The 25,692-nt window shown below is 73.2% G+C and carries 21 protein-coding genes; 8 read left to right on the top strand and 13 right to left on the bottom strand.

What is annotated here, in order from left to right:
* Positions 1 to 81: 81 nt before the first annotated feature.
* From ABD126_RS16350 to ABD126_RS16335, 4 genes are all read right to left on the bottom strand, one after another.
* A complete protein-coding gene (locus tag ABD126_RS16350) occupies positions 82 to 1,095 on the bottom strand; it encodes a hydroxyacid dehydrogenase (RefSeq protein ID WP_343934698.1) in 1,014 nt (337 codons plus the stop codon).
* 8 nt (positions 1,096 to 1,103) lie between these two features.
* Complete coding sequence (locus tag ABD126_RS16345; protein WP_343934697.1) at positions 1,104 to 2,006, bottom strand: carbohydrate ABC transporter permease; 903 nt, start codon at positions 2,004 to 2,006, stop codon at positions 1,104 to 1,106.
* Positions 2,003 to 2,893: a carbohydrate ABC transporter permease gene (locus ABD126_RS16340; RefSeq protein WP_343934696.1), complete on the bottom strand. Its 891-nt coding sequence runs from the start codon at positions 2,891 to 2,893 to the stop codon at positions 2,003 to 2,005. The genes ABD126_RS16345 and ABD126_RS16340 overlap by 4 nt, the downstream gene beginning before the upstream one ends.
* Before the next feature lie 62 nt (positions 2,894 to 2,955).
* Positions 2,956 to 4,263 (bottom strand): ABC transporter substrate-binding protein, encoded by a 1,308-nt coding sequence (locus tag ABD126_RS16335; RefSeq protein WP_343934695.1) that lies wholly within the window; start codon positions 4,261 to 4,263, stop codon positions 2,956 to 2,958.
* A 230-nt stretch (positions 4,264 to 4,493) separates the two neighbouring features.
* On the opposite strand from ABD126_RS16335, the gene ABD126_RS16330 reads away from it, so the two are divergent.
* The 3 genes from ABD126_RS16330 to ABD126_RS16320 all read left to right on the top strand — a co-directional run bounded on the left by ABD126_RS16330 (position 4,494) and on the right by ABD126_RS16320 (position 10,283).
* Positions 4,494 to 6,308, top strand: a complete 1,815-nt coding sequence (locus ABD126_RS16330; protein ID WP_343934694.1) for a DUF2264 domain-containing protein — start codon at positions 4,494 to 4,496, stop codon at positions 6,306 to 6,308.
* Positions 6,305 to 9,130 (top strand): polysaccharide lyase family 8 super-sandwich domain-containing protein, encoded by a 2,826-nt coding sequence (locus tag ABD126_RS16325; RefSeq protein ID WP_343934693.1) that lies wholly within the window; start codon positions 6,305 to 6,307, stop codon positions 9,128 to 9,130. Before ABD126_RS16330 ends, ABD126_RS16325 begins: the two co-directional genes overlap by 4 nt.
* A gap of 61 nt (positions 9,131 to 9,191) precedes the next feature.
* Complete coding sequence (locus ABD126_RS16320; protein ID WP_343934692.1) at positions 9,192 to 10,283, top strand: LacI family DNA-binding transcriptional regulator; 1,092 nt, start codon at positions 9,192 to 9,194, stop codon at positions 10,281 to 10,283.
* 49 nt (positions 10,284 to 10,332) lie between these two features.
* Here the strand turns inward: ABD126_RS16320 and ABD126_RS16315 are convergent, their stop codons facing one another.
* The 6 genes from ABD126_RS16315 to ABD126_RS16290 all read right to left on the bottom strand — a co-directional run bounded on the left by ABD126_RS16315 (position 10,333) and on the right by ABD126_RS16290 (position 17,636).
* Positions 10,333 to 10,644, bottom strand: coding sequence for an ArsR/SmtB family transcription factor (locus tag ABD126_RS16315; protein WP_343934691.1), 312 nt, complete (start codon positions 10,642 to 10,644; stop codon positions 10,333 to 10,335).
* Positions 10,645 to 10,658: 14 nt separating this feature from the next.
* Positions 10,659 to 13,235, bottom strand: coding sequence for a non-ribosomal peptide synthetase (locus tag ABD126_RS16310; RefSeq protein ID WP_343934690.1), 2,577 nt, complete (start codon positions 13,233 to 13,235; stop codon positions 10,659 to 10,661).
* Positions 13,232 to 14,245: an ABC transporter ATP-binding protein gene (locus ABD126_RS16305; protein ID WP_343934689.1), complete on the bottom strand. Its 1,014-nt coding sequence runs from the start codon at positions 14,243 to 14,245 to the stop codon at positions 13,232 to 13,234. The genes ABD126_RS16310 and ABD126_RS16305 overlap by 4 nt, the downstream gene beginning before the upstream one ends.
* A complete protein-coding gene (locus tag ABD126_RS16300; RefSeq protein ID WP_343934688.1) occupies positions 14,242 to 15,618 on the bottom strand; it encodes an ABC transporter permease in 1,377 nt (458 codons plus the stop codon). The genes ABD126_RS16305 and ABD126_RS16300 overlap by 4 nt, the downstream gene beginning before the upstream one ends.
* A 125-nt stretch (positions 15,619 to 15,743) precedes the next feature.
* Positions 15,744 to 16,763 carry an iron ABC transporter substrate-binding protein gene (locus ABD126_RS16295; protein ID WP_343934687.1) on the bottom strand — a complete coding sequence of 340 codons (1,020 nt, stop codon included), beginning with the start codon at positions 16,761 to 16,763 and terminating at the stop codon, positions 15,744 to 15,746.
* 282 nt (positions 16,764 to 17,045) lie between these two features.
* Positions 17,046 to 17,636 (bottom strand): short chain dehydrogenase, encoded by a 591-nt coding sequence (locus ABD126_RS16290; protein WP_343934686.1) that lies wholly within the window; start codon positions 17,634 to 17,636, stop codon positions 17,046 to 17,048.
* Positions 17,637 to 17,705: 69 nt separating this feature from the next.
* Here ABD126_RS16290 and ABD126_RS16285 point away from each other — a divergent pair, with 69 nt between their 5' ends.
* Together ABD126_RS16285 and ABD126_RS16280 are read left to right on the top strand one after the other, a co-directional pair.
* Positions 17,706 to 18,554: a LysR family transcriptional regulator gene (locus tag ABD126_RS16285; protein ID WP_343934685.1), complete on the top strand. Its 849-nt coding sequence runs from the start codon at positions 17,706 to 17,708 to the stop codon at positions 18,552 to 18,554.
* Between the two features lie 42 nt (positions 18,555 to 18,596).
* Positions 18,597 to 19,826 (top strand): cyclase family protein, encoded by a 1,230-nt coding sequence (locus ABD126_RS16280; protein WP_343934684.1) that lies wholly within the window; start codon positions 18,597 to 18,599, stop codon positions 19,824 to 19,826.
* Between the two features lie 3 nt (positions 19,827 to 19,829).
* Here the strand turns inward: ABD126_RS16280 and ABD126_RS16275 are convergent, their stop codons facing one another.
* Together ABD126_RS16275 and ABD126_RS16270 are read right to left on the bottom strand one after the other, a co-directional pair.
* Positions 19,830 to 21,257 carry a serine/threonine-protein kinase gene (locus ABD126_RS16275; protein ID WP_343934683.1) on the bottom strand — a complete coding sequence of 476 codons (1,428 nt, stop codon included), beginning with the start codon at positions 21,255 to 21,257 and terminating at the stop codon, positions 19,830 to 19,832.
* 106 nt (positions 21,258 to 21,363) lie between these two features.
* The gene (locus ABD126_RS16270; protein WP_343934682.1) at positions 21,364 to 22,785 is read right to left on the bottom strand and encodes an APC family permease; all 1,422 of its coding nucleotides are present in this window, start codon (positions 22,783 to 22,785) and stop codon (positions 21,364 to 21,366) included.
* 117 nt (positions 22,786 to 22,902) lie between these two features.
* Between ABD126_RS16270 and ABD126_RS16265 the strand changes: the two genes are divergently transcribed.
* Together ABD126_RS16265 and ABD126_RS16260 are read left to right on the top strand one after the other, a co-directional pair.
* Positions 22,903 to 23,508, top strand: a complete 606-nt coding sequence (locus tag ABD126_RS16265; protein ID WP_343934681.1) for a TetR/AcrR family transcriptional regulator — start codon at positions 22,903 to 22,905, stop codon at positions 23,506 to 23,508.
* Positions 23,508 to 24,599 carry a DmpA family aminopeptidase gene (locus ABD126_RS16260; protein ID WP_343934680.1) on the top strand — a complete coding sequence of 364 codons (1,092 nt, stop codon included), beginning with the start codon at positions 23,508 to 23,510 and terminating at the stop codon, positions 24,597 to 24,599. The genes ABD126_RS16265 and ABD126_RS16260 overlap by 1 nt, the downstream gene beginning before the upstream one ends.
* A gap of 4 nt (positions 24,600 to 24,603) precedes the next feature.
* On the opposite strand, the gene ABD126_RS16255 is transcribed toward ABD126_RS16260, so the two are convergent.
* A complete protein-coding gene (locus ABD126_RS16255) occupies positions 24,604 to 25,137 on the bottom strand; it encodes a carboxymuconolactone decarboxylase family protein (RefSeq protein WP_343934679.1) in 534 nt (177 codons plus the stop codon).
* Between the two features lie 30 nt (positions 25,138 to 25,167).
* On the opposite strand from ABD126_RS16255, the gene ABD126_RS16250 reads away from it, so the two are divergent.
* Complete coding sequence (locus ABD126_RS16250; RefSeq protein WP_343934678.1) at positions 25,168 to 25,677, top strand: MarR family winged helix-turn-helix transcriptional regulator; 510 nt, start codon at positions 25,168 to 25,170, stop codon at positions 25,675 to 25,677.
* The last annotated feature ends 15 nt before the right edge of the window (positions 25,678 to 25,692 follow it).

Raw genomic sequence — 25,692 nt, 5'->3', positions numbered from 1 at the left:
CTGTCATGCGGAAGGCGGTCGTGCGGGAAGCGGTCGTGCGGGAAGCGGTCGTGCGGGCGAGCGGTCGTGCGGGGGGAGCGGTCAGGCGGAGCGGTCGAGCACCTCCGGGAGGACCCGGTGGGACAGGGGGAGGCCGCGGCCGAGCCGGTCCAGCTCGTCCAGGGCCTGGGCGGTCATGCGGGTCAGCTCGTTGCCCAGCGAGCCCGCGATGTGCGGCGTGAGCACCAGGTTCGGCGCGGTGAACAGGGGCGAGTCGGCGGGCGGCACGTCCGGGTCGGTCACGTCCAGCACCGCGTGCAGCCGCTCGGCGAACAGTTCCCGCAGCAGCGCGGCGGTGTCCACCAGCGACCCGCGCGAGGTGTTGATCAGGGTCGCGCCGGTCGGCATCAGCGCCAGCCGCCGCGCGTCCATCAGGTGCCGGGTCTCGGGCAGCTCCGGCGCGTGCAGGCTCACCACGTGCGACGTGCGGACCAGGTCGTCCAGGCCGACCAGCGCCACTCCCAGGGACGCCGCCTCGGCCGCGGTCAGGTACGGGTCGGCCACCACCACGTCCAGGTCGAACGGCCGCAGCAGCTCCACCACCCGGCGACCGATCTTGGACGCGCCGACCACGCCCACCCGCCGCCGGTAGTTGCCCAGCCACGGGAACTGCGCCTGCCAGTCCCGCGGCTCGCGCGCCTCCCGGTAACGGGCCGCGATGGCCGGCACCCGCTTGTTGCTCATCAGGATCGCGGCCAGGGTGTACTCGGCGACGGGCAGCGCGTTGGCCGCCGCCGCCGAGGACACCGCGATGCCGCGCCGCCAGCACGCGTCGGTGACGTGGTGCTTGACCGAGCCCGCGGCGTGCACCACGGCCTTCAACCGGGGCGCGTCGCGCAGCACCTGCTCGTCCACCGGCGGGCAGCCCCAGCCCGTGAACAGCACCTCCACCTCCGCCAGCGCCGCCCGGGCCGAGGCGGTCGTGAAGTCCTCCACGACGAGGTCGGGATCGGTGTCGGCGACGGAGACCAGGCGCGCGCGGGCGTCCGCGTCCAGCAGCCACCGCGCCACGTGGCGGTGCATGGCCACCAGCGTCCGGGGACGAACGTGTGTCACGTGCTCTCCTACTTCACGGCGCCGGAGGTCATCCCGGCTTTCCAGTGGCGTTGCAGGGACAGGAAGGCGATCACCACCGGCACGACCGCCAGCAGCGCGCCGGTGATGGTCAGCGGGTAGTACTCCGGCTCGGCGGTCACGACGGTGTGCCACGAGTACAGGCCGAGGCTCAACGGGTACAGCTCGCGGTCGGACAGCATCACCAGGGGCAGGAAGAAGTTGTTCCAGATGCCGGTGAACTGGAACAGGAAGATCGTCACGAACCCGGGCATGAGCATCCGCAGCGAGATCGACCAGAACGTGGTCAGCTCGCCCGCGCCGTCCACCCGCGCGGCCTCCAGCACCTCGCCGGGCACGTAGCCCGCGCTGAAGATCCGCGCCAGGTACACGCCGAACGGGTTGACCAGCACCGGCACGAACACCGCCCAGAACGTGTTCACCACGCCCAGCTCGGAGGCCAGCAGGTACAGCGGCAGCGCCAACGCCGTCGTCGGCACCAGCACGCCCAGCAGCACCACCCCGAACAGCTTCTCCTTGCCCTTGAAGGAGAACTTGTCGAACGCGTACCCGCAGGCCACCGAGCAGAACGCGCCCAGACCCGCGCCGCCGACCGCGTACAACAGGCTGTTGAGGTACCAGCGCAGGTACACGCCGCCGTCCGCCGACGCCAGGTCGCCGAGGTTGTCGAAGAAGTGGAACTCGGTGAGCGTGAAGGCGTTGCCGGACAGGTCGCCCAGGCTCTTGGTCGAGGCCACCAGCAGCCACGTCAGCGGCAGCACGGTGTAGGCGGTGGCCAGCACCAACGCCGTGTTGACCGCGATCTTGGACGCCCACATCGGCTTGCGGCGCGGCGCGCGGGGGAGCGCCGGGGCCGGTCGGGTCGCGGAGGGCTTGGTCATGGTCGTGGTCACGCCGCCCCCTTGCGGTTGCCGACGCGTGTCACGACGAACGACAGCAGCGCCGCCACCGCGGCCAGCAGGATCGAGGCGGCGGCGGCCACCCCGTAGTCGCCGCGGCGGAACGCGGCGTCGTAGGCGTACATGTTGGGCGTCCAGGTGGTGTTGACCGCGGGGTTGGCCCCGTTGAGGATCATCGGCTCGGTGAACAGTTGCAGCGCCCCGATGACGGTGAACAGCACGGTCATCACGACCGCGGCCCGGATCATCGGCAGCTTGATGCTCAACGCGGTGCGCAGCTCGCCCGCGCCGTCGACCGACGCGGCCTCCACGACCTCGCGCGGGATGGCCTGCAAGGCGGCGTAGAAGATGACCACGTTGTAGCCGACCCACTCCCACAGCGAGATGTTGATGACCGAGCTGAGCGCGTGGTCGCTGGACAGGAAGTTCCAGGTCAGCCCGCCCTCGCGCATCGCCTCGACGACGGGGGACAGGCCCGGGGTGTAGAGGTAGAGCCAGATGATCGCGGCGATGATGCCCGGCACCGCGTGCGGCAGGTACAGCGTGAGCTGGAAGAACCGCTTGGCGCGGGCCAGCGTGGAGTCCAGGAGCAGCGCCAGCAGCAGCGCGCCGCCGACCATCACCGGGATGTAGCCCAGCACGTAGCCCGCGATCACGGCGAAGCCGTCGCGGAAGGCCGGGTCGCCCAGCGCGTGCAGGTAGTTGCCCAGGCCGGTGAACAGCGTCTCGGTGCCGCCGAACCCGAGCCCGGAGGACCGCTCGGTGAACAGGCTGAGGTAGGCCGCGTACCCGATCGGCACCACCAGGGTGCCCAGGAACAGGGCGAAGAACGGGGCCATCAGCAGCGTCGCCGCGCCGCGGTGGGACTTCTTGGCTGACATCGCCTTCTCGCTCGTGTCAGGGGTGCGGCCCCGGCCGGTGGCCGGCCGGGGCGCCGCGGTGGTCAGGAGACGTTCAGGCCGCGCTTCTTCAGCTCGTCCACAGTGGACTTCTGGGCCTTGCCCAGGGCGTCGGTGAGCGTGCCGCCGCTGGTGACGGTGCCGAAGTTGTCCTTGAGCGTGCCGTTCGTGGCGAACATGCTCGGGCCCCACGTCCAGCCGTTCTTGATCGTGCCGGCCGCGTCCTTGTAGACGCTGTAGGCGTCCTGGCCGCCGAAGAAGCTGTTGTCGAAGCTCTTGGCCGCCACCGGCACCATGTCGGCCGCCGCCGGGTACATCGTGGACTTGGCGATGCCGATGCGGGTGGTGATGGCCTGCTCGTTGGTGGTCATCCAGCCGATGAACTTCACCGCGGCCTCGACCTTCTTGCTGTCCTTGGTCACCGCGAACGTGCTGCCGCCGTACATGCCGCTGGCCGGCGTGCCCCAGTGCGGGATCGGCGCGACGGCCCACTTGCCGGCCTGGTCGGGCTGGTTGGCGCGCAGCGCGCTGCCCGCGCCCCACGACGCGCCGACGTAGGAGACGGTCTCACCGGCCTTGACGCTGGCGTTCCACTCCTGGGAGAACGCGGACTGCACGCGGACCAGGTCGTCGGAGACCAGGCCCTGCCAGTACTCGGCGACCTCCTTGGACTTCGGGTCGTCGATGGAGACGTTCCACGAGTCGCCGCTGGTGCCGAACCACTTGCCGCCCGCCTGCCAGGCCAGCGAGGCGAAGTGGCCGGGGTCGTCGGGGAAGAACGTGCCGATGCGGGCCTTCGGGTCGGCCTGCTTGACCTTCGCGGCGGCGGCCTTGTACTCGTCCCACGTCTTCGGCGGGGTGATGCCGTTGGCGTCGAAGAAGTCCTTGCGGTAGTACAGGACCATCGGGGAGGCGTCCAGCGGCACCGCCCACGTCTTGCCGCCCAGCTCGGTCAGCGCCCGGATCTGGTCGGGGAACTTCGCCTTCAGCTCACCCACGTGCGGGGTGAGGTCGGCGAGGCTGCCCTGGCTGACGTAGTCGGGCAGCACCGGGTACTCGATGTTGAGCACGTCCGGCGCGTTGCCCGCCTTGATGGCGTTGGTCATCTTGGTGTAGCCGCCCGCCGCGCCCGACGGGATCTGCTCGAACTTCACGGTCACGTCGGTGTGCAGCGCGTTGAACGCGTCGACCACCTCGGCGGAACCCTTGGTCCACGTCCAGAAGGTGATCTCGGTCGGACCGCTGCTCTGGGCGGCGCCCCCCGACGCGCCACCGCCTCCGCAGGCCGCCACCAGACCCAGGGCGGCCAGTGCCCCGATCGCGCCCAGTCTGGTTCGAATCTTGTGCCGCATCTCACGCTCCAGGGGGTCGTCTCGCAGTGGCGGCAAGTTTTCGTGGCACCCCCGGGCAAGTCAAGGTGAGTCCGATCAAACGAACACAACTGATCGTCACTCACCGTTTCACCTGTTCACGCTGTTGTGAGTGATCACCATCCGGTGGTGGCGGCGCGCCGGTGTTCGCATTTGACCGAGTTGGCCGATCGGGCTTGCCCCGCTCTGTGCCGCCGCCTACTTTCCCGCGAATGCACCCAGCACTGTCGCTGCCGGCGCCCGACGTCCCGCTCAACCCGCGCACCGGGTGGGGCCGGGCGCACTGGGAAGCGGTCGCCGACCACCTCGTGGCCGGCATCCTGCGCCACCGGTCGCCGGGCGGCGCGTTCCTGCGGCCACCGGGGCGGACGAGCTGGTCCGGGCCCGCGAGCGACGGGCTGGAGGGGTTCGCGCGCAGCTTCCTGCTCGCGTCGTTCCGGCTGGCCGGCGCGGGCGGCGCGGACCCGCACGGGTGGCTGGAGCGGTACGCGGAGGGGTTCGCCGCCGGCACGTCCGGCGAGCCGTGGCCCGCGATCGTGGACCGCGGGCAGCCGCTGGTGGAGGCGGCGTCGCTGGTCATCGGCCTGCGGTTGACCCGTGCGTGGCTGTGGGACCGGTTGGCCGACCCCGTGCGGCAGCGGGTCGTGGACTGGCTGCGGCCCGCGGCGCGCGTCGAGCCGGTGGACAACAACTGGTGGCTGTTCTCCGTGCTCGTGGCCGACTTCCTGGAGTCCGTGGGCGTGGCCGACGGGGTGGGGGTCCGGGAGCGCGGGTTGGCGCGGATCGAGTCGTTCCACGTGGGGCGCGGCTGGTACTCCGACGGCCCGAACCGGTCGTTCGACTACTACAACGGCTGGGCCATCCACTTCTACCTCGGCCTGCGGTCCCACCTGTTCGGGCACGCGTTCGACCCGGCCCGGCTGGTGTCGTTCCTGAACGACCACGTGCACTTCTTCGACCACGACGGCGGCATGGTCCACTTCGGGCGGTCGCTGACCTACCGCGTGGCGTCGGTGGCCCCGCTGTGGCTGGGCGCGCTGCTGGACGTCTCGCCGCTGCCGGCGGGGGAGACCCGGAGCATCGCCAGCGCGACCCTGAAGCACTTCGTGGACCGGGGCGCGATCCGCGACGGCGTGTGGACGGCCGGCTGGTACGGGCCGCACGAGCCGACCTTGCAGGCCTACTCCGGGTCGGCCTCGCCGTACTGGGCGGCCAAGGGGTTCCTCGGGCTGGTGCTGCCGCCGACGCACCCCGTGTGGACCGAGCCGGAGACCTTGACCGTGCACGTGGACCCGGTGCCGCTGCCCGAGCCCGGCTTCCTGCTGCACCGCGCGCCCGGCGAGGGCACCGCGCGGCTGGTCAACCACGGCAGCACCGACCACCCCGGCGACCCCCTCTACGACCGGATCGCCTACTCGTCGCGCACCGGGCCGACCGTCGACCCGGCGGACAACACGTTCGCCGTGCTGGTGGACGGGGTGTGGTGCGGTCGGCCGGCGCTGGAGCCGACCGGGATCGGGCCGGACTGGGCGGCGTCCCGGCACGTCGCCGCGCCCAGCGCCACCACGCCCGGTGCCGCCGCGCCCGGTGGTGCGGCCAGCGCGCCCGGCGTGCCGGTCACCGCGGTCAGCGTGGTGCGCGGGGGCAGCGAGGTGCGCGTGCACCGGACCCCGCCCGGGTCGGTCGTGCGGCACACCGGCTGGCCGCTGGCCGGTGCCGCCGCCACCACCGGCGACCTCGCGGTGCGCACGACGTCGGGCGGCATGTCCAGCGAACTCGTCGGCCTGCTCGGCTACGACTCCGCCGAAGCCCTCGACGCACCCGAGGGCACCGCTTTCGGCAGCCCTGCCGTGGTCCCCGCCCTGCACGGGACCGGCGACGTGTTCGTCTGCCGGGTCGCCCTGGGTGAGACCGCACCGCCGACCGCCACCGCCGAGCGCACCGACCGGGGCGTGCGGATCGCGTGGTCGGACGGCACCACCCACCACGTCGACCTCGACGACCTCTCCGTGAGGAGTGACGCATGACCCTGTCCCGCAGGCACTTCCTGCTCGCGAGCACCGTCACGGCCCTGTCCCTCTCCGGCGTCCCGGCCCTCGCCGAAGACGCCTACTCGACCCTGCGCGCCCGCTGGCGCGACCTGCTCACCGGCGTCGGCTACGACCCGGCCGCCGAACCGTTCGCGTCCGCCCTGCGACGGACCGGGCAGCAGGCGGGGGAGTACCTGGCGGCGATGAGCCCCGGCACGTCCTCGCTGTGGCCGGACCTGCCCATCGGGTCGGTGTCGGCCAACGTGACCACCTCGCACGCCCGGCTGCGCACGATGGCGTTGGCCCACGCCCAACCCGGCACCGGCCACACCGGGTCGGCCACGCTGCTCACCGCCATCACCACCGGCCTGAAGTGGTTGCGGGACAACGCCTACACCGCCGGTCGCGCGACCTACGGCAACTGGTGGGACTGGCAGATCGGCACCCCGCAGCGGCTGCTGGACATCTGCGTGCTCGTCGACGCCCCGCTGCTGGCCGACCACCTCGCCGCCGTGGACCACTACGTGCCCAGTTCGCGGGTCGCCAAGTACAGCGGCACCAGCACCGGCGCGAACCGGGTGGACCTGTGCCACGTCCTGGCGTTGCGCGGCGTGCTCGGCGCGTCCGACGCGAAGCTTTCCACCGCGCGCGACGCGTTGTCCCCGGTGTTCCCGCACGTCCTGACCGGTGACGGCATGTACGCCGACGGCTCGTTCGTGCAGCACACCTACGTCCCGTACGCGGGCAGCTACGGCGCGGTGCTGCTCGGCGGGCTCGGGCGGGTGCTGACGCTGCTGTCCGGCTCGACGTGGGAGGTGGTCGACCCGAACCGGCAGTTCCTGCTGGACGCCGTCACCACCACCTTCGCCCCGTGGATCATGAACGGCCTGGTCATGGACGGCGTGTCCGGGCGGGCGATCAGCCGGGGCGACCAGAACGACCACACGCGCGGGCACGCCATCATGGGCAGCATCCTGGTCGTGGCGTCCTCCGGTCTCGGGTCGGCGGCGGAGGTCGCGCAGTGGCGCGGGCTGGTGAAGGGGTGGATCGAGCGCGGCAAGTACAGCCCGTACTTCTCCGACACCACCGTGGCGGTGCCCGAGCTGGCGCGGGCCAAGGCAGTGGTCGACTCGTCGGTGGCGGCGCTGGCGCACCCGGTGGGGCACCAGCTGTTCGCCGCCATGGACCGGGCCGTGCACCGGCGTCCACAGTGGACGCTCTCCGTGAGCATGTCGTCGGCGCGCACCACGTACTACGAGGTCGGCAACGGCGAGAACCTGCGCGGCTGGCACACCGGCAGCGGCATGACCTACTGGTGGGGCGACACCTACGGCAACGGCCAGTACTCCGACGCGTTCTGGCCCACCGTGGACCCGTACCGGCTGCCCGGCACCACGGTGTCGCGCAAGGCGCTGGCCGACGGCGCGGGCGGTGACTGGAACGCGACCCGGCCGAACAACACGTGGGCGGGCGGCGCGAGCGACGGCACGTACGCCGTACTGGGCCAGGACGTGCGCGGCCTGCAAAGCACGCTGACCGGGCGCAAGTCGTGGTTCTGCCTGGACGACCAGGTGGTGTGCCTGGGCGCGGGCATCACGGCGACCGACGGCGTGGCCGTGGACTCCGTGGTGGACAACCGCAACCTCGGCGCCACCGGCACCCACCCGCTGGTGGTGGACGGCACGACGCAGTCGGCGGCGCTGGGCTGGTCGCAGCGGTTCACCGGCGCGAAGTGGATGGCGGTCGGCGGGTTCGGCGGGTACGTGTTCCCCGGCGGGGCGACCGTGGACGCGGCGCGGACCGCGCGGACCGGCGCGTGGCGCGACATCAACCGCGGCGGCGGCGCGGACCCGATCACCCGCCGCTACCTGACCCTGTGGTTCGACCACGGCACGGACCCGGCCGGCGCGAGCTACAGCTATATCCTGCTGCCCGGCGCGACCGCCACCGCCACGGCCGCCCGCGCCGCGAACCCCACCGCCGTGGTCCTGAAGAACACCGCCGACGTCCAGGGCGTCTCCGCGCCGAACACCCACGCGGCGAACTTCTTCGCGGCCGGCACGTGCGGCCCGATCACGGTGGACGCGCCGTGTTCCGTCTTGGTGCGCCGCACCGGCGGGCAGGTGTCGGTGACGGTCGCCGACCCGACCCGCAAGGCCACCACCGTGCTGGTCACCCTGACCGACAACGGCTTCACCACCGCCACCGGCGACCCCACGGTGACCGTGCTCGGCACGTCCGGCGCCACCAGGCTCCTGGTCGAGGTGGGCGGCTCGCTGGGCCGCAGCCACACCGTCACCCTCGGCACCGGCACGGCCCTGAGCCCCCGGACCGCGCGCACGGTCACCCCGTCCGCCGACGCCTACGTCCGGGACGGTTCGTACGCGGGCACGAGTTACGGCAGCGACCCGACGCTGGTGGTGAAGTCGGCGTCCGGCACCGGCTACACGCGCAACTCTTATCTGAAGTTCGACCTGTCGTCCCTGGCGACCGCGCCGACCCGCGCCGTGCTGTGGGTGCACGGCAAGGTGTCGGACGCGGACGGCACGCACACCACGTTGTCCGCCAACGGGGTCACGGCCGCCTGGTCGGAGTCGGTCACCTGGGACACCCGCCCCGCGCTGGGTTCCGTCGTCGCGACCGGCCAGGTCAGCACGGCAGCCGACTGGATCCCGTTGGACGTCACGGCGTTCGTCCGGTCGCGGTTCGCCGTGGACCGGAACGTGTCGCTGGGCCTGAGCGGCAGCGCGCTCGCCGTCGTCCTGAACAGCCGCGAGAACTCCGTCAACCGCCCGTTCCTGGAAGTACTCACGGATTGAACGTTTCTACGGATATGATCCCGGGACGATCGCTTTGATCGTTCGCTCACCGGAGGTGCGCATGGACGCGAGCCGCAGGCACCACGCGATCCTCATGGCCGTGCGCAGGGACGGCAGCGTCCGCGCCGCCGAACTGGCCGCCCAGCTGGGTGTCTCCGCCATCACCGTGCGCCGCGACCTGGCGGAGCTGGAGGCGCGGGGCGACGTCAGCCGGGTGCACGGCGGCGCGGTGCTGCCCAGCGCCATCCGCGACACCCTGGTCACCCCGTCGGTGCCCAGGGTCGCGGGCCGGCGTCCGACGATCGGCATGGTGATACCGGCCGCGAGCCAGTACTTCCGCGAGATCGTGGAGGGGGCGCGGCGGGCGGCGCAGGCGCGGGACATCAAGCTGGTGCTGGCGGTGTCGGACTACAACCTCGACGACGACCGGTCCCACGTGCAGCGCCTGCTGGAGGCGAAGGTGGACGGCCTGCTGCTGACCCCCAGCGAGCCGTTCTCCCGCCTGGCGCCGGCCCTGGACTGGATCGCCGACCTGCCGATCCCGGTGCTGTTCGTGGAACGCTCCCACGAGCCGACCGCGCACCTGCACCCGGTGGAGTACGTGTCGAGCGACCACCAGCACGGCGCGATCCAGGCCGTGCGCCACCTGGTGGAGCTGGGGCACCGGAACATCGCCCTGGTGACGTGCCAGTCCCCGACCAGCGGCTGGATCACCCGGGGCTACGACGCGGCGGTGGAGGCGATGGGCCTGGCCCCCGACATGCCCCGCCACGAGAACCACACACACGAGGAGATCACCCACGGCCTGGACGACATCCTCGACGGCTTCGAGCGCTCGGGTGTCACGGCGGTGCTCGCGCACCCGGACAGCATCGCCATCCAGGTGCTGCAACGGGCGCGGCAGCGGGGGCTGGTCGTGCCGGACGACCTGTCGGTGATCGCCTACGACGACGAGTTCGCGGGCCTGGCGGACATCCCGTTGACGGCGGTGGCCCCGCCCCGCGAGAACGTGGGCCGGCTCGCGGTCGAGTTCCTGCTCAGGAAGCTGCACAGCGGCCGGTCGGACCGGGCCGAACTGCACATCCACCTCCTGCCCCACGTGGTGGTCCGCGCCTCGACCGCCGCCCCGCGCACGGCGCCGGCCGACCGCTGACGCCGACCGCTGACGCCTTCCGGTGACGCCGACCGCTGACGCCGCGCGGTCAGCCCGCGGCGAGGATGGTGGTGACCAGGTTCGGGAAGCGGGCGTCGAGTTCGGCCAGGCGCAGGGTGTTCATCCGCCTGCGGCCCTCGTCCCACTGGCGGATCAGGCCCGCTTCCCGCAGCGTGCGGAAGTGGTGGCTCAGGGTGGACGCGGCCATCGGCAGGCCGAACGTCCCGCACGCCCGGTCGCCCTCGCTGACCAGCAACCGCACGATCCGGCGCCGCGTCGGGTCGGCCAGGGCCCGCAGCACGTCGTCCACCGTCACCTCGGCGATGTCCGGGTGGCTCAGCGGAGTCCAGCGGCCCAGCATGCTCCAGCAGCCTCTCAGGTCTTTTCGACACCTGCCGAAGACCGTACTCCTGCCGCGGACCATTCGAGAGGTCTCGAAAAGACGCTGGGCCACCGCGTCGCGAACCGGGTGGCCCGCCACGCCGCGATCCCGCCCGCCAGGCTCAGCACGACCACGACGGCGGGCGGGAAGAACTCCAGCAACGGCGGGAACAGCGCGTAGTGCGTCAGGTAGATGTAGAGCGACGCGCTCGCGACCAGGCTCACCACACCGACCAACGGCCTCGGCAGCGGCACCCGGCGCAACGCCAGCAGCAACGCCAGCCCGGCCAGCACGACGCCCTCCCGCGCCGGATCGTCGAACGACCCGGGCACCAGGACCATCGCCACCGACAGCACCGCGCACCGGCGCACGACCGAGTCGGCCCGGAACGCCAGCCATCCCAGGGCGAAGAACCACACCGCGCCCGACGTCGTCATGTTGCGGTCCGCGAAGGAGGCGTCCGCCCCGACCAGCAACCGCGGCAACGACAACAGCGCCAGGGCGGCGAAGGCGAACGCGAACCCCCGCTCGCGTTCCCACTCCCGCGCGCGGGGCACCGCGAACACCACGGCCAGCAGCACCAGCACGTGCACCAGCACCTCGACGAACCAGTACCCGACCGCGCCGGTGCGCGCGAAGTTGTTGACCAGCGCCACGTTCACCCACGTCACGTCGTCGGTGGTGAACACCCGGTAGGTCAGCCACAACGACGTCGGCACGGCCACCAGCGCCGCGCTGCGCAGGATGCGCCGGGGCGCGGCGGGCAGCAGGAACCGGGCGAAGTTCCAGCCGGCGATGACGAGCAGGAGGTGCGCGCCGCCGGTCACGTCGAACACCTTCACGTGCGAGCCGACGACCAGCACGATCGCCAACGCCCGCAGCACGATGTCCGTCTCCACCAGCGGCACCCGGCGCGGCGCGGCCCGCCGCCGCTCCAGCACGGACACCGGCAGCGTCTGCCAGTCCGCCGGCAACCGGCCCAGCAGCCGTTCCAGCTCGACCGACACGCGCACGTAGGTCAGGGAGTCACCGCCCAACGAGACGAACGTCGAGTCGTCGCGGACCTCCTCACCCAACACCGACGCGAACAACTCCCGCACCGACCCGGCCCCACCCGCACCGCCGCCCGCGCCCGCACCGGCACCGGCACCGGCACCGGCGACCGCACCGCTGCCCGCACCGCTGCCCGCACCGCTGCCCGCGCCGCTGCCCGCGCCGCCGCCGGCACCCGCACCGCCGCCCGCGCCCAGTCGTGCGACCGCCCGGTAGTCCACCTTCCCGTTGTCCAGCAAGGGGAACTCGTCCACCCGCACCACCCGGACCACCGCACCCGGCAGCCCGAACCGCGACCGCACCAGCCCGCCGGCCCGCCGCACACCGTTCGCCAACCCCCGGGCGCGCACGGCGACCACCAGCACGTCGTCGTCACCGGCGCACACCGCCGCCACCCCGGACTCGGCGAGCACCCGCTCCACCCGGTCCAGGTCCACCCGCAGCCCGAACGGCTTGACGAACCGGCTCCGCCGACCCACGACCTCGTACAGGCCGTCCGCGGTGCGCCGCCCCAGGTCGCCCGTGCGCAACTCCCAGGTGGTCCGGCCCAGCGCCAGGTCCGCCGGGCCGCACGCGTACCCGAGCATCACGTTCGGCCCGCGGTAAACCAGTTCGCCGTCCACCACGTCGAACGACCCGCCCGGCACCGGCACGCCGATCGCCGACGGGTGCGCGCGCGCCAGCTCCGGCGGCAGGTAGGCCATCCGCGCGGTCGCCTCGGTCTGCCCGTACATGACGAACAACCGCCAGCCGCGCGCCTCGCCCAGCGCCGCGTACGCCGCCACCCGCTCGGGCGCGAGCCGACCGCCGGCCTGGGTGACGTACCGCAGCGACGGCAGGTCCCGGTCCGCGAAACCGGTGCCGTCCAACAGGTCGAACGTGTGCGGCACCCCGTGCAGGCTGGTGACGCCGTTGCGCGCCACCAGGTCCCAGAACCGCGGGTCCACCACCGACCGGTCGGTCAGCACGAGCCCCGCGCCGCGCGACAGGTTGCTGTTGACCACCGAGAGCCCGTAGCAGTAGTGCATCGGCAGCGAGGTGACGGCCCGGTCGGTGGGCCGGATGTCCAGGTACTCCGCGATCGCCTCGGCATTGGCGCGCAGGCCCTCCGCCGACAGCCGCACCAGCTTCGGCGATCCCGTGGTGCCGGAGGTGGACAGCAGCAGCGCCAGTTCGGGGTGCAGGTCGTGGGCGGTGCCGGCGCGGCGTTCGACCAGGTCGCCGTCGACCACGACGTCCGGGTCGTAGGCCCGCGCCAACGCCTCGACCTGGCCGGGCGCGCACAGCAGCACCGGGTGCCCGCCGCGCAACGCCGCCAGGTACGCCACGAGCGAGTCCACGTCGTTGCGGGTGGCCAGCAGCACCAGCCGCCGCGTGGCGCCGAGCCGGTCGGCGGCGTCGGCCACCCGCCGGTCCAGGTCGGCGTAGGAGATCTCGTCGCGACCGCTGATGACGGCCACCCGCGAGCCGTGGGCGGCCAGGCCGGCGGCGAACCCGAGGTCGGCGGTGGCGGTCACCCGGCACCGCCCGGGAAGAACAGCGCCGGACCGGCCACGGCCACCGCGCACTCGTCACCCGGCCGCACCGGCAACGGGCCCTGCACGCGCGACCGCACCACGGCGCCGTCGGCCAGGCGCAGCAGCACGGTCGAGTCGTGGCCGTGGAACAGCACGTCGGCCACGGTCGCGGGCACGCCCTCGCCGCCCAGGTGCAGCTGCTCGGGCCGCACCAGCACGGTCCCGGGCCCCTCGCCCCCGACCGCCAGCCGGCCCAGCGGCGTCTCGGCCACCCCGTCGCGCGCCTCGCCGGCGAACGTCACCGCCTCGCCCACGAACAACGCCACCCCGAGGTCCGCCGGCGACGTGTAGACCTGGTGCGGCGCGCCGAGCTGCGCCACCACGCCGCCGCGCAGCACGGCCACCCGGTCGGCGACGCCCAGCGCCTCCTCCTGGTCGTGCGTCACCAGCAGCGCCGTGGCGCCGAACGCCCGCAGCGCCGCCCGCACGTCGGCCCGCAGCTCGTCGCGCAGCGCCGCGTCCAACGACGAGAACGGCTCGTCCATCAACACCACGCCGGGCCGGGGCGCGAGAGCACGCGCCAACGCCACCCGCTGCCGCTGCCCACCGGAGAGCTGCGCCGGCATCCGCGACTCGAACCCGGACAGCCCCACCAGGTCGAGCAGTTCCGCGACCCGCTCGCGCCGCCGCCCGCGCGCCAGGCCGAAGCCGACGTTGCCCGCGACGGTCAGGTGCGGGAACAACGCGCCCTCCTGCGGCACGATCCCGATGCCCCGGCGCTCCGGCGGCACGTCCACCGAGCCGTCCGCGAGGACCCGGTCACCCAACGAGATCGTGCCCGAGCGCACCGGGTGGAACCCGGCCAGCACGCGCAGCAACGTGGTCTTGCCGCAGCCCGAGGGCCCCAGCACGGCCAGCAGGCCGCCGTCGGGCACGTCGAGGTCCACGCCGCGCAGCACCGGTTCCGGGCCGTACCCGGCGACCAGCCCGTTGATCCGCAACCCGCTCATCGGGCACCTCCGCGCAGGAACCGGTCCAGCACCACCGCCGGGATCGCCGCCACCACCAGCAGCACCGCCGCGTAGGGCGCGGCGGCGGCGTAGGCGGCGACCTCGGTCTTCGTCCACAGCTCGGTGGCCAGGGTGTCCACGCCGGTCGGCCGCAGCAGCAGCGTGGCGGGCAACTCCTTGGCACAGGTCAGGAACACCAGGGCGGCGCCGGCGAGGATGCCCGGCGCGGCCAGCGGCACGGTCACCCGCAGCCGGGTCTCCGCGCGGCCCTTGCCCAACGACCGCGCCACGTCCTCCAGCACCGGCGGGGCGTGCGCGACGGCCGTGCGCACCGCGCCCACCGCCAGCGGCAGGAACAGCACCGCGTAGGCGAACGCCAGCATCGGCGTCGTCTGGTAGAGGCCGGGCGCGAACCGGATGCCGAAGAACACCAGCGCCAACCCGACCGTGATGCCCGGCAACGCGTGCCCGGCGAAGCTCGCCAGCTCCACCCCGCGCACCAGCGGCCCCCGGTGCCGCGCCGCCAGGACCCCCACCGGCAGCGCCAGGACGATCGTCAGCAGCGCGCCCAGCGCGGACACCGAGATCGTGTTCACCGTCGTGGCGGCCAGGTCACCGCTGAACACCGACCGCCCCGCCGCGAGCCACCACCCGAGGCTGAACACCGGCGTCCCCAACGACACCGCGACCAGCCCCAGCAGGCCCACGAACGCCGGAACCTCCAACCGCCCAAGCGGGACCGTGATCGCCGCGCGGTGCTCCCGCGTGGCCACCGCGCCCCGCGCCCGGCGTTCGCCGAGGGTCAGCGCGATCGCCAGCACCACCAGCACGCACCCCAGCACGGCGGCCGGCGTGCGGTCGAACGTGGCGCGGTAGCTGGTGTAGATGCCCAGCGTGAACGCCTCGTACCGCATCAGCGACACCGCCCCGAAGTCGCTGAGCACGTACAGCGCCACCAGCAGCCCGCCGGCCGTCGCGGCGGGCCGGACCTGGCGCAGCGTCACCGACAGGAACGTCCGCACCCGGCCGCGCCCCAACGACCGCGCGACCTCCTCCACGCCCGGGTCGGCCGTCCGCAACGCCGCCGCCACCGACAGGAAGACGTACGGGTAGGACACCAGCGTCAGCACCAGGAACGCGCCCGCGAACCCGGTGAGCCCGGGGAGCAACGCGATCCACGTGAACCCGGCGACGTAGGACGGCACGGCCAGCGGCAGCACCAGCAGCACGCCGAACACGCGGCGTCCGGGCAGGTCCGACCGCACCACCAGCCACGCGCCCAGCACGCCCAGCACCAGGCACGCGGCCGTCACCGCGCCGGCGAGGGCGAGGCTGCGCACCGCGAGGTCGAGGGTGCGGGTCCGCCACAGCACGCGCCACACCACCCCCGCGCCGTGGTCGAACGAGCGGACGGCGAGGTAGCCGAGGGGGGTCAGGGCGGCCCCGGCGACGACCAGGGCGAGTGCGGTGTTCGTCGGCGCGGCCCGCAGGGGGCCGTTCAGGACAGCCCCGCTTCTTGGAGCAGCGCGAGCGTCTGCTGGAGGGAGGAGAGCTTGGAGAGGTCGATGTCCGGGCCGTGCAGGTCGGTCAGCGGCGGCAGCTGGTGCTTGCCGGACTTCACGGTCGGGTTGGCGGGGTATTCGGCGGTCTCGTCGGCGAAGTACCGCTGCGCCTGCTCGGACAGCAGGAACCGGACCGCCTTCTGCGCGGCGTCGGCCTTGTCCGATCCGGCGATCACGCCCGCGCCGGCCACGTTGACCAGGCCCAGCGGGTCGCCGCCGGAGACGTGGTGCAGCTTGACCTTCACCGCGTCCGCGCCGTTCTCGGCGACCTTGGCGTACCAGTAGTAGTGGTTGATCAGGCCGATGGGGAGCTGGCCGTCGTTGAGGGCGTTGAGGATGGCGATGTTGTTGTCGTAGCGCTTCGGGTCGTTGGCGGCGAACTTCTTCAGCCAGTCCTTGGCGTACTCCTCGCCCTTGAGCACGCGCACGGAGGTGACGAAGGCCTGCCAGGACGCGTTGGTGGGCGCGTAGCCGACCTTGCCCTTCCACTTCGGGTCCACGACCTGGTCGAGGCTGTTCGGCACGTCCGCCTCGGCCACCACCCGCGGGTCGAACGCCACCACGCGCGCCCGGGCCGACGTCCCGACCCACCGCTTGTCGTCGGCCCGGTACGCGGCGGGCACGAGGTCGAGGACGTCGGCGGGCAGCTCGGCGAGCCGCCCCTGCTCGGCGACGGCCCCCAACGCGCCGGCGTCCTGCGAGAAGAACACGTCCGCCTGGGTCCGCTCGCCCTCTTCGAGCAGCTGGGCGGCCATCTCGCCGCTGCTGCCGTACCGGACCTCGACCTTGACCCCGGTGGCCTGCTGGAGCTGGTCGAGCACCCCGCCGACCAGCTCCTTGTTGCGGCCGGAGTAGATGACGAGGGCGTCCTCGCCACCACCCTCCGAGCCGCACCCGGCAACGGGGGCGACCAGCATTGCGAGCACCACGGCTGCGGTGCGTGCGCGACGGATCACTGCGCGTCCTCCTCGGACTCACCCCCCAGGCGGTCGAAGCGCAGCAAAGGTAAAGCTAGCCTAAGAAAGAGGCAAGGAGCCGTGGCCGTTACGTGATGCGGCGTCCACCACATCACCCGTTGGCGGTGCCCCGCGCAGGCCGCCCGCCTCGGCCCGGTCGCGGCCCCGGCCGCTGGCGCCGCGCCGGTGGCCGGGGCCGTCTGGCAGGTCGCCGGCGCGGCCGGGAAGCCGCCGGTTAACCGGGTCGGCACCCCGGTGTTCGAGTGCTCGACCGGGCTCGCGTCAGGGGATGAACACCTGCCCGGTCAGCGGGCCCTCGACCGAACGGACGTACGCCTGCGCCACCGCGGCCAGGTCGACCGGCGGCATGCCGGGGAAGAAGTCGCCGTAGGCGTCCAACGCCTCGGTGACCACTGTCGGGCTCACGGCGTTGACCCGGAGCGGCGCGATCTCGACCGCCGCCGCCCGCACGAACGCCTCCACCGCGCCGTTGGCCAGCGACGCCACCGAGCCCGAGACGATCGGCTCGCGCGCCAGCACGCCCGTGATCAGCGTGAACGAGCCCTTCACGTGCGCCAACCCCTGCCGCACCAGTTCGACCTGGCTGAGCACCTTGCCCGCGAACCCGGCGCGGAAGTCGTCGGCGGTCAGGTCGGCCAGCGGCTTGAACGGCACGTCGCCCGCCGCGCTGACGACCGCGTCCACCGGGCCCGCCGCCGCGTACAGCGCGCCGACCCGCTCGGGGTCGGTCACGTCGAACCGCAGCTCGCCCGACGAGCGGCCGACGGTCAGCACGTCGTGCCCGCGGTCGGTGAGGGTCTTGTGCACGGCCGCGCCGATCAGGCCGGCAGCGCCGATGAGGAGGATCTTCATACCGGGAACGCTAGGGACGCCGAGCTTCGGTGTGAAATGCTTCCCGCGGCGCATTTATGCTCCACAGTCATGAATGTCGAGCTGAGGCACCTGCGGGCGCTCGCCGCGATCGGTGACGAGGGCACCATCACCGACGCCGCCGCCGCGCTGCACGTCAGCCAGCCCGCGCTGTCGCGCACGCTCGACCAGCTCGAACAGCGCCTGGGCACCCGCCTGGTCGAGCGCACCACCCGCAGCCTCGCCCTCACCGACGCCGGGCGGCGGCTGTGGGAGCACGCCCACCGCATCCTCGCCCAGCTCGACGACGCCCTCGCCGAGGCCGCCGCCGGGCCGCGCCCGCTGCGCGTCGGCTTCGGCTGGGCGGCGCTGGGCCGGCACACCCTGCCGCTGCTGCGCGGCTGGCGCGCGGCCCGTCCCGATACGCCCGTGCGGGTGCGGCGGTGCGACGACCCCGAGCACTCCCTGCGCAAGGGCGAGGTGGACATCGCGTTCATGCGCGCGAAGCCGTCCGACACCGGCCTGGTGTCCAGACTGCTGTACCGGGAACGCCGGATCGCCGCGGTCCCGCACGGCAACCCGTTGGCGGACAAGGAAGTGCTGCACCTGGCCGACCTCGCCGGCGAGCCGGTGGCGCTGTGCTCGACGGCCGCGACCACGAGCGCTGACCTGTGGCCGGAGGGCCTGCGGCCGGACACGTTCGAGGTGCCCGGCGTGGACGAGTGGCTGACCACCATCGCGCTCGGCGAGGCCGTCGGCGTGACCACGGAGGCGACCGGGCACAGCCACCCGCACCCGGACATCCGCTACCTGCCGCTGGCCGACGCCACCACCGTGACCGTGCGCCTGGTGTGGCCGCGCCGGGCGACCCACGGCGCGACGGCGGCGTTCCGGGAGCACGCCGTTACCGCGTTGAGGTGACGTGCGTTGCGCTGACCGCGACCCGCCCGGTACTGCTCAGGCGTGAACCCCGACCTGCTGCGCAACCACCTGGCCCGCCGTGACCTGCTCAAGCTGGCCGGCGCCGCCGGCCTCGCCGCCACCGTCGTCCCGACCGCCTCCGCCACCGCCGCCCCGGACACCCCGACCGCGGGCAGGCTCGACGACACGCCGTTCGACTACGCCGACCCGGCCAACCTGGCCGACTGGGCGCCCAGCCGCTACGGCCCCGACGACCAGCGCGGCGCGCTCAACGAGGTCACGCCCGCCAAGACCGCCGCCGCGCTGGCCGTGCTCAAGTCGCGCCGCGAGGTCAAGACCTACAACCTCGGCGAGCTGATGTGGAACGGCTTCCCCGCCTTCCGCACCGACCCGCGCCGCACCTACGAGCAGCGGCTGACCATCTGGGGCTACCCGCCGCCGCCGGGGTTCGTGGAGCAGGGCGGCATCCTGGTCGCGCTGGAACCGCTGGGCGTCAACAAGATCAGCGTGCACGAGGAGCGGTTCGAGGCGGAGTTCTCGCCCAAGCACGCCAAGCCGCTGGCCGCGACCTACCAGATCGGCTCGCAGACCGACAACCTCAACCACGTCGGCGCGGCGGAGTTCTTCTACAACGGCCGGCGCGGCCCGGACATCGCCCGCCCGCACGGCACCACCGCGCTGGGCGCGGAGAACATGGGCCCGGTCGTGACGCGCGGCGTGCTGCTGGACGTGCTGGGCGTGAAGCTCGCCCGCGACCGCGTGGCGGACCTGGCGGAGCCCGCGAGCAACGGCAAGCCGTTGCTGCGCGAGAACTACCGCATCACCGTGGAGGACATCAAGGACGCCATGGAGTTCGGCGGGATCGACCGCATCGAACCCGGCGACGTGGTCCTGTTCCACACCGGCTGGAACCAGCTGCTGGCCCGCCGCGACCCGGCCGACATCGCCCGCTGGGAGGGCGCGCGCGGGCTGCCCGGCATCTACCTGCGCGAGGCGCGCTGGCTGGCCCGGTCGCGGCCGGCGATCGTCGGCGGCGACACGTGGGCGCTGGAGGTGCTGGGCAACCCGGTCAACGAGGACGGGACGGCGTTCCCGGTGCACCAGGAGTTCCTGATGCGGCACGGCATCCGCATCGGCGAGTCGTACGTCGTGGACGAGCTGGCGGCGGACCGGGTGCACGAGTTCGTGTTCATCGTGACGCCGCAGTACGCGGAGGGCGCGACGGCCGGCAACACCCCGCCGGCGGCGCTGGGCCAGCCCCGGCGGCGCTGAGAGTCACTCGTCGTCGTCGTCCTTCTTGCCGCCGCCGATCCGTTCGGAGGAGACGACCTCGATGCCGGTGACCCTGCCGTCGACCACGGTGACCCGGTGGGTGTCGCGGTGCTTGCCCTTGCGCTCGTACTCGATGCCGATGACGACGGTGGTGGGGCTGTCGGCCTTGGGCTGGGTGGTGATCTCGACCTTGTCCGCGTCCCGCCAGGACCTGTTGTTCTTCGGCAGGTCCTTGTAGTACTCGGCGACGGTGCGTTCGAGCGCGCGGCTGTCGACGGTCGGGGTTGTGGTCGTGGGCTTGGGCTTGGCGGAGGTCGTCGTCGTGGTGGGGGACGCGGCGGGGGACTCGTCGCCCCGGCTCGCCAGCACGGCCACCACGACGACGACCGCGACGGCCAGTGCCGCGCCGGCCAGCAGCAACGTGCGGTTGGTGCGCGGCGGGGCGGCGGGGTGCGGTTCGAGGCGGGTCCCGGCCGGGGGCGCGCCGAGGTCCATCCGGGTCGGCGGGGGAGCGGCAGGGCGGGCGCTCGGCTGCCCCGCCGGCAGCGCGCCGGGCAGGGCTGCGCCCGCTCCGGCCGGCGGCGTGGGGTGTGGCTGCGCGGCCGGCGCTGCGCCCACCGCCGCCTGGGCCTGCCCGGCTTGCGGCAGGCCCGTGGCCGCTCGGAGGCGGTCGGCGGCTTCGGCCATCGTGGGGCGGGTGGCGGGGTCCGTGCGCATCAGGTCCAGCAGCACCGGGGCCAGGGCTCCCGCCCGGGTCGGCGGTGGGAAGTGGCCCGCCGCGACCGCGTGCAGCAGGGCGATGGCGTTGTCGCCGTCCCCGAACGGCGGGCGGCCCTCCACCAGCGCGTACAGCGTCGCCCCGAGCGCGAAGACGTCCGAGGCCGTGCCCGGGGACCCGCCGCGCGCCACCTCCGGGGCCAGGAACGCGGGCGTGCCGGCCAGCACGCCGGTCCGCGTCACGGTCACGTCCCCGAACGCCCGCGCGATCCCGAAGTCGGTGATCTTCGCCGTCCCGTCCCCGGTCAGCAGGACGTTGCCCGGCTTGACGTCCCGGTGCACGACCCCGGCCGCGTGCGCTGCGGCCAGCGCCGACGCCACCTGCGCGCCGACCCGGGCCGCGTCGGCCACCGGCAGCACCACACCGGACAGCGACCGCCCCGCCACGTGCTCCATCACCAGCACGGGCACGCCGCCGTCGGTCACCACGTCGTGCACGGTCACCGCGTTCGGGTGGTGCAGGCGGGCGGCGATGCGGGCCTCGCGGGCGGCCCGGGCCACGGCCTCCCCGGCGTCCGCGCCCGGCGGCACGACGAGCAGCTTCACCGCCACCTCGCGGTGCAGCCGCTCGTCGAAGGCGCGCCACACGACGCCCATCGCGCCCGCGCCGAGCCGTTCCACCAGCCGGTAGCGCCCGGCGACGACCTCGGTCACAGCGTGCTACCCGCGCCCGGCTCGACGATCTCCAGGTCGATCTCGGGACCCGCCCACGCCGGTCGTCGCATCCCCGTCCTTCCCTCCGCACGGAACGCGCGACACGCTATCGCGGCGCGGTGTCGGCCGGCGCGGGGTCCTCCGGTCCCTTCAGCACCCACGTCCCGCGCCGCCGCACGACCAGCGCGTAGTACAGCGCCGCCACCACGCCGATGCCCGCGGTGATCGCCAGGCTGGGCCGCCCCACCACCGGGTCGAGGAAGTTCGTCCACACCACGTACGCCAGCGCGCCCAGCGCCAGCACCGGCGCGACGGGGAACCACGGCATCCGGTACGCGGCGTGCGCGGTGGTGCCGTTGCGGCGGCCCGCGAGCACCGCCAGGCACAGCGCCGCGTACACCGCGACGATGGACGTGGCCGTGACGACGAGCAGGAAGTCCTTGTCCGCGAAGCACAACGCGGTCGCGAACACGCCTGTCGCGACGGTCGCGACCCACGGCGTCCCGGTGCCGGGGTGGATCGCCGCCAGCGCCCGGCTGACCGTGCCCGGCCACGCGGTGTCCCGCCCGGTGCTGAACACCATCCGCGACGTGATCAGGATGATCGCCAGCACCGCGTTGAGGATCGCCAGCGCCACGGCCAGGCTCACCACCGTGTTGACCGCCGACCCGGCCCGCCCGGCGACGAAGTGGGACATCATGTTGTCGGCCGCGAACAGCTCCGGCAGCGACGGCGCGCCCAGCAGCACCGCCGTCACCGGGACCAGCTCGGCGCACACCGTGATCGCCAGCGCCCACAGGATCGCCCGCGCGATGCCGCGGTGCGCGTCGGTGGTCTCCTCGCCGAAGTAGACCGCCGAGCCGTAGCCGTTGTAGGAGAAGATCGCGACCGCCGCCGCGGCCGTGATCACGCCGAAGGACACCGGGCCGGCGGCGTTGACCGGTTCGGTCAGCAGCTCGCCCAGCGGCCGGGCCGGGTCGAGCAGGCCCAGCGCGCTGACCACCGCCAGCGCGGCCAGCTCGATCACCAGGAAGATCCCGGTGATCCACGCGTTGAGCTTGATGTCGAACACCGCGAGCACGGTCGCGCCCGCCGTCGCCACGGCCGCGACGACCGGCCCGTTCAGGCCCGGGAACAGCACTTCCAGGTAGGTGCCGACGCCCAGCGCGATGACGGCGATGATCAGCAGCTGGGTCACCAGCAGCAGGCCGAGGGTGACGAACCCGGGCAGCCGGCCCAGCGTGCGCGCGACGATGGCGTACTCGCCGCCGCTGAGCGGGTAGGCCGAGGCCAGCTCGGCGTAGACGAACGCCATGAACACGCCGACCACCGCGGCGACCACGAAGCTCCAGAACGCGCCGCTGCCCGCCTGCCCCACCACGCCCGGCGCGATGATGAACACCGAGGACGCGGGCGAGATGGCGGACAGCGTGATGAGCAGCGTGCCGAGCACCTTCAACCCGCGCCGCAGCGCGGGGGCCGACCGCTGGGACGACGGGGACGACTGGGACGACGACCGGTCCGGCATGGCGGTCTCCTTCGCCGAGTTCTTTGACTGGACATCAAAGAACTCGGCCGGACGTTCGTCAATAGTCGAGGCGAGATCGACTTGCGTTCTTTGAAGATCACTTGAAGAATCGGCCGCATGCCGAGACCGAGCCGCGCCCACGAGAAGCGCGAGGAGCTGGTGGCCGCCGCCCGGCGGGCCGTGCTGGAGCGGGGCGTGCTGGACCTGCGCCTGCGCGACGTCGCGGACCGGGCCGAGATGTCCACCGGGTCGGTCCTGTACTACTTCCCGAACCTGGGCGACCTGCTGTTCGAGGTGCAGCGCGAGGCGATCGACCGCTTCTGCGTCGCCCGCGAGCAGGCCGCCCGCCGCGAGCCGGACCCGCGCCGGCGACTGCTCACCACGATCCGCGCGGGCCTGCCGACCGGCCGCGACGACGAGCTGTGCGTGTTGATCTACGAACTGGGCGCCTACGCCCGCCGCGACCCGGCCTACGCCGCCCAGCACATCCGGCTGTGCGAGCGGCAGGTCGCGCTGTACGCGGCGATCCTGGAGGCCGGCGCCGCGACCGGCGTGTTCGACCTGACCCGCGACGCCACCACCATCGCGCGCGGCCTGGTCGCCCTGGAGGACGGCCTGGGCCTGCACCTGACCCACGCCGTGCCGACGTTCACCGTCGCGGAGGCCGAGGCGATGCTGGTCGCCCACGCCTGCGACGCCACCCGATGCGACCTGGAGGCTTGATGCGCGCGCGTGACCTCGGACTGCGGCTGCCCGGCCGGACCGGGCCGGACAACGCCATCACCGACGTGCCCGGTGTGCTGGTCGGGTACACGACGCTGGTGGCCGAGGACGTCCGGACGGGCGTCACCGCCGTCCTGCCGCGCGGGCACGACGGGGTGAACGACCCGTGCGCGGCGGGCTGGTTCTCCCTGAACGGCAACGGGGAGATGACCGGCACCGCGTTGCTGTCCGAGACCGGCGCCCTGCGGCTGCCGGTGCTGATCACGAACACGCACGCGGTCGGCCCGTGCCACCGGGGCGTGATCGACTGGATGGCCCGGGAGCACCCCGGTGTCGCCGACCAGTGGTTGCTGCCGGTGGTCGCCGAGACGTGGGACGGGTACCTCAACGACATCAACGGTCCGCACGTCCGGCCGGAGCACGCGGTCGCCGCCATCGAGGCCGCCGCGCCCGGCCCGGTGGCGGAGGGCAGCGTCGGTGGCGGCACCGGCATGAACTGCTACGCCTTCAAGGGCGGCAGCGGCACGTCGTCGCGGTTGGTGGGTTATGGACCGGACACCTACACGGTCGGGGTGTTCGTGCAGGCCAACTTCGGGTCGCGGCGCGAGTTGACCGTGTGCGGGGTGCCGGTGGGGCAGTGGCTGACCGACGACAACCCCATCGAGGACTCGGACTGGAAGTTCCCGCCGGGCGCGGGGTCGGTGATCGTCGTCGTCGCCACGGACGCGCCGCTGCTGCCCGGCCAGTGCACGGCGTTGGCCCGCCGCGTCCCGCTGGGCCTGGCCCGGACGGGAACGACGGGCTCGCACTTCTCCGGCGACATCTTCCTGGCCTTCTCCACCGGCAACGCGGGTTCGCTGACCCCGTCGGCCTTCCCGCAGGGCACGCCCGGGTACGACATGCTCAAGCACGTGCCGTGGAACCGCATGGACGACTTCTTTGCCGCCGTCGTGCACGCGGTGGAGGAGGCGGTGCTCAACGCCCTGGTGGCGGCGGAGACCACGGTTGGCCGGCTGGGTCGGCGTTCCCCCGCGCTGCCCGTCGACCGCTTGGCCGACTTGCTCTCGCCTTGTCGCCACGCCTTCGCGTAGCGGGTCAGGCGAAGGAGGCCAGGGGAGGGTCGATGGGTGCGTCGGTGAGGCGGTTGGCGAAGGTGGACAGGGTGTAGACGCCGATGCCCATCACGACCTCCAGTGCGTTCTGAGCGGTGAAACCCTGTGCCACGAACGCTTCCAGGGCCTCGGGGGACACCGCGCCGGCCGTGTCGAGGACCTCGGTGGTGAACGCCCGGACCGCCTCCAGGCGCTGGTCGTCCAACGGCTTGCCTTCGCGCAGCGCGGTGATGAGGGACCGGTCGGCGTTCAGGCCGGTCAGCTTGGCGGTGTGCATCGCGACGCACAGGTGGCAGCCGTTGCGGGTGGCCACGGTCATGATCAGGACTTCGCGGGCCAGCGGGTCGAGCGTGGTCTGTTCGAACATGGCGCTGGTCTTCAGGAACGCCTCCAGGGCGTGCGGGGAGTTGGCCATGCGGGCGACCGCCGCCGGCAGGTAGCCCAGCTTCGCGGTGGTGGCCTCCAGGAGGCGGCGGGCGGTGGTGGGAGCGGTTTCCGGGGTGTGCTCGGCGAACATGCGCGTCCTTCGCGGGGTAAACTCGACAACGTGGTTGACCAAAACGTAAACCAGGTTGTCGAGTTTGGCAAGGGCGATGCCGACGGGCACGGCTTCGAGCTGCCGTTGCTGCTGTTCGCGGGCTTCCGGACGATCGTGGACCGGCTGCACGCCGAGCTGGCCCGCCAGGGCCACCCGGACGCCCGGCCCGCGCACGGGTTCGCCCTGCAGGCCATCGGGGTGCGCGGCGCGTCGGCCAGCGAGGTCGGGCGGCGGCTGGGCGTGTCCAAGCAGGCGGCGGGCAAGACCGTGGACCGGCTGGAGGCGCTCGGGTACGTCCGGCGCGAGGACGACCCCGCCGACGCCCGCCGCAAGATCGTCCACCTGACGCCGCGCGGCCTGGACGTCCTCAACCGGTCCGCCGCGATCTTCGAGGAGATCCGCGCGGAGTGGGCGGCGGCCCTGGGCCCGCAACGGGTGCGGGACCTGGAGGGCGACCTGCGGACCATGGTCCCGGCGGCGTTCTTCCGGCTCGACGTGGCCGGGTGGTTCGGAGGGTGACCGGGGGGCGGCCCG

Source organism: Saccharothrix mutabilis subsp. mutabilis (genome assembly GCF_039521145.1).
Lineage (GTDB): Bacteria > Actinomycetota > Actinomycetes > Mycobacteriales > Pseudonocardiaceae > Actinosynnema > Actinosynnema mutabilis.
The sequence above is the reverse complement of the archived record's forward strand: the minus strand, read 5'-3'. Positions and strand labels throughout refer to the sequence as shown.

Bases quoted from the DNA above. Each gene is read 5' to 3' on its own strand.
- ABD126_RS16340 (WP_343934696.1), bottom strand. From the start codon at position 2,893: ATGTCAGCCAAGAAGTCCCACCGCGGCGCGGCGACGCTGCTGATGGCC.
- ABD126_RS16335 (WP_343934695.1), bottom strand. From the start codon at position 4,263: ATGCGGCACAAGATTCGAACCAGACTGGGCGCGATCGGGGCACTGGCC.
- ABD126_RS16330 (WP_343934694.1), top strand. From the start codon at position 4,494: ATGCACCCAGCACTGTCGCTGCCGGCGCCCGACGTCCCGCTCAACCCG.
- ABD126_RS16325 (WP_343934693.1), top strand. From the start codon at position 6,305: ATGACCCTGTCCCGCAGGCACTTCCTGCTCGCGAGCACCGTCACGGCC.
- ABD126_RS16320 (WP_343934692.1), top strand. From the start codon at position 9,192: ATGGACGCGAGCCGCAGGCACCACGCGATCCTCATGGCCGTGCGCAGG.
- ABD126_RS16315 (WP_343934691.1), bottom strand. From the start codon at position 10,644: ATGCTGGGCCGCTGGACTCCGCTGAGCCACCCGGACATCGCCGAGGTG.
- ABD126_RS16305 (WP_343934689.1), bottom strand. From the start codon at position 14,245: ATGAGCGGGTTGCGGATCAACGGGCTGGTCGCCGGGTACGGCCCGGAA.
- ABD126_RS16290 (WP_343934686.1), bottom strand. From the start codon at position 17,636: ATGAAGATCCTCCTCATCGGCGCTGCCGGCCTGATCGGCGCGGCCGTG.
- ABD126_RS16285 (WP_343934685.1), top strand. From the start codon at position 17,706: ATGAATGTCGAGCTGAGGCACCTGCGGGCGCTCGCCGCGATCGGTGAC.
- ABD126_RS16270 (WP_343934682.1), bottom strand. From the start codon at position 22,785: ATGCCGGACCGGTCGTCGTCCCAGTCGTCCCCGTCGTCCCAGCGGTCG.
- ABD126_RS16265 (WP_343934681.1), top strand. From the start codon at position 22,903: ATGCCGAGACCGAGCCGCGCCCACGAGAAGCGCGAGGAGCTGGTGGCC.
- ABD126_RS16260 (WP_343934680.1), top strand. From the start codon at position 23,508: ATGCGCGCGCGTGACCTCGGACTGCGGCTGCCCGGCCGGACCGGGCCG.
- ABD126_RS16255 (WP_343934679.1), bottom strand. From the start codon at position 25,137: ATGTTCGCCGAGCACACCCCGGAAACCGCTCCCACCACCGCCCGCCGC.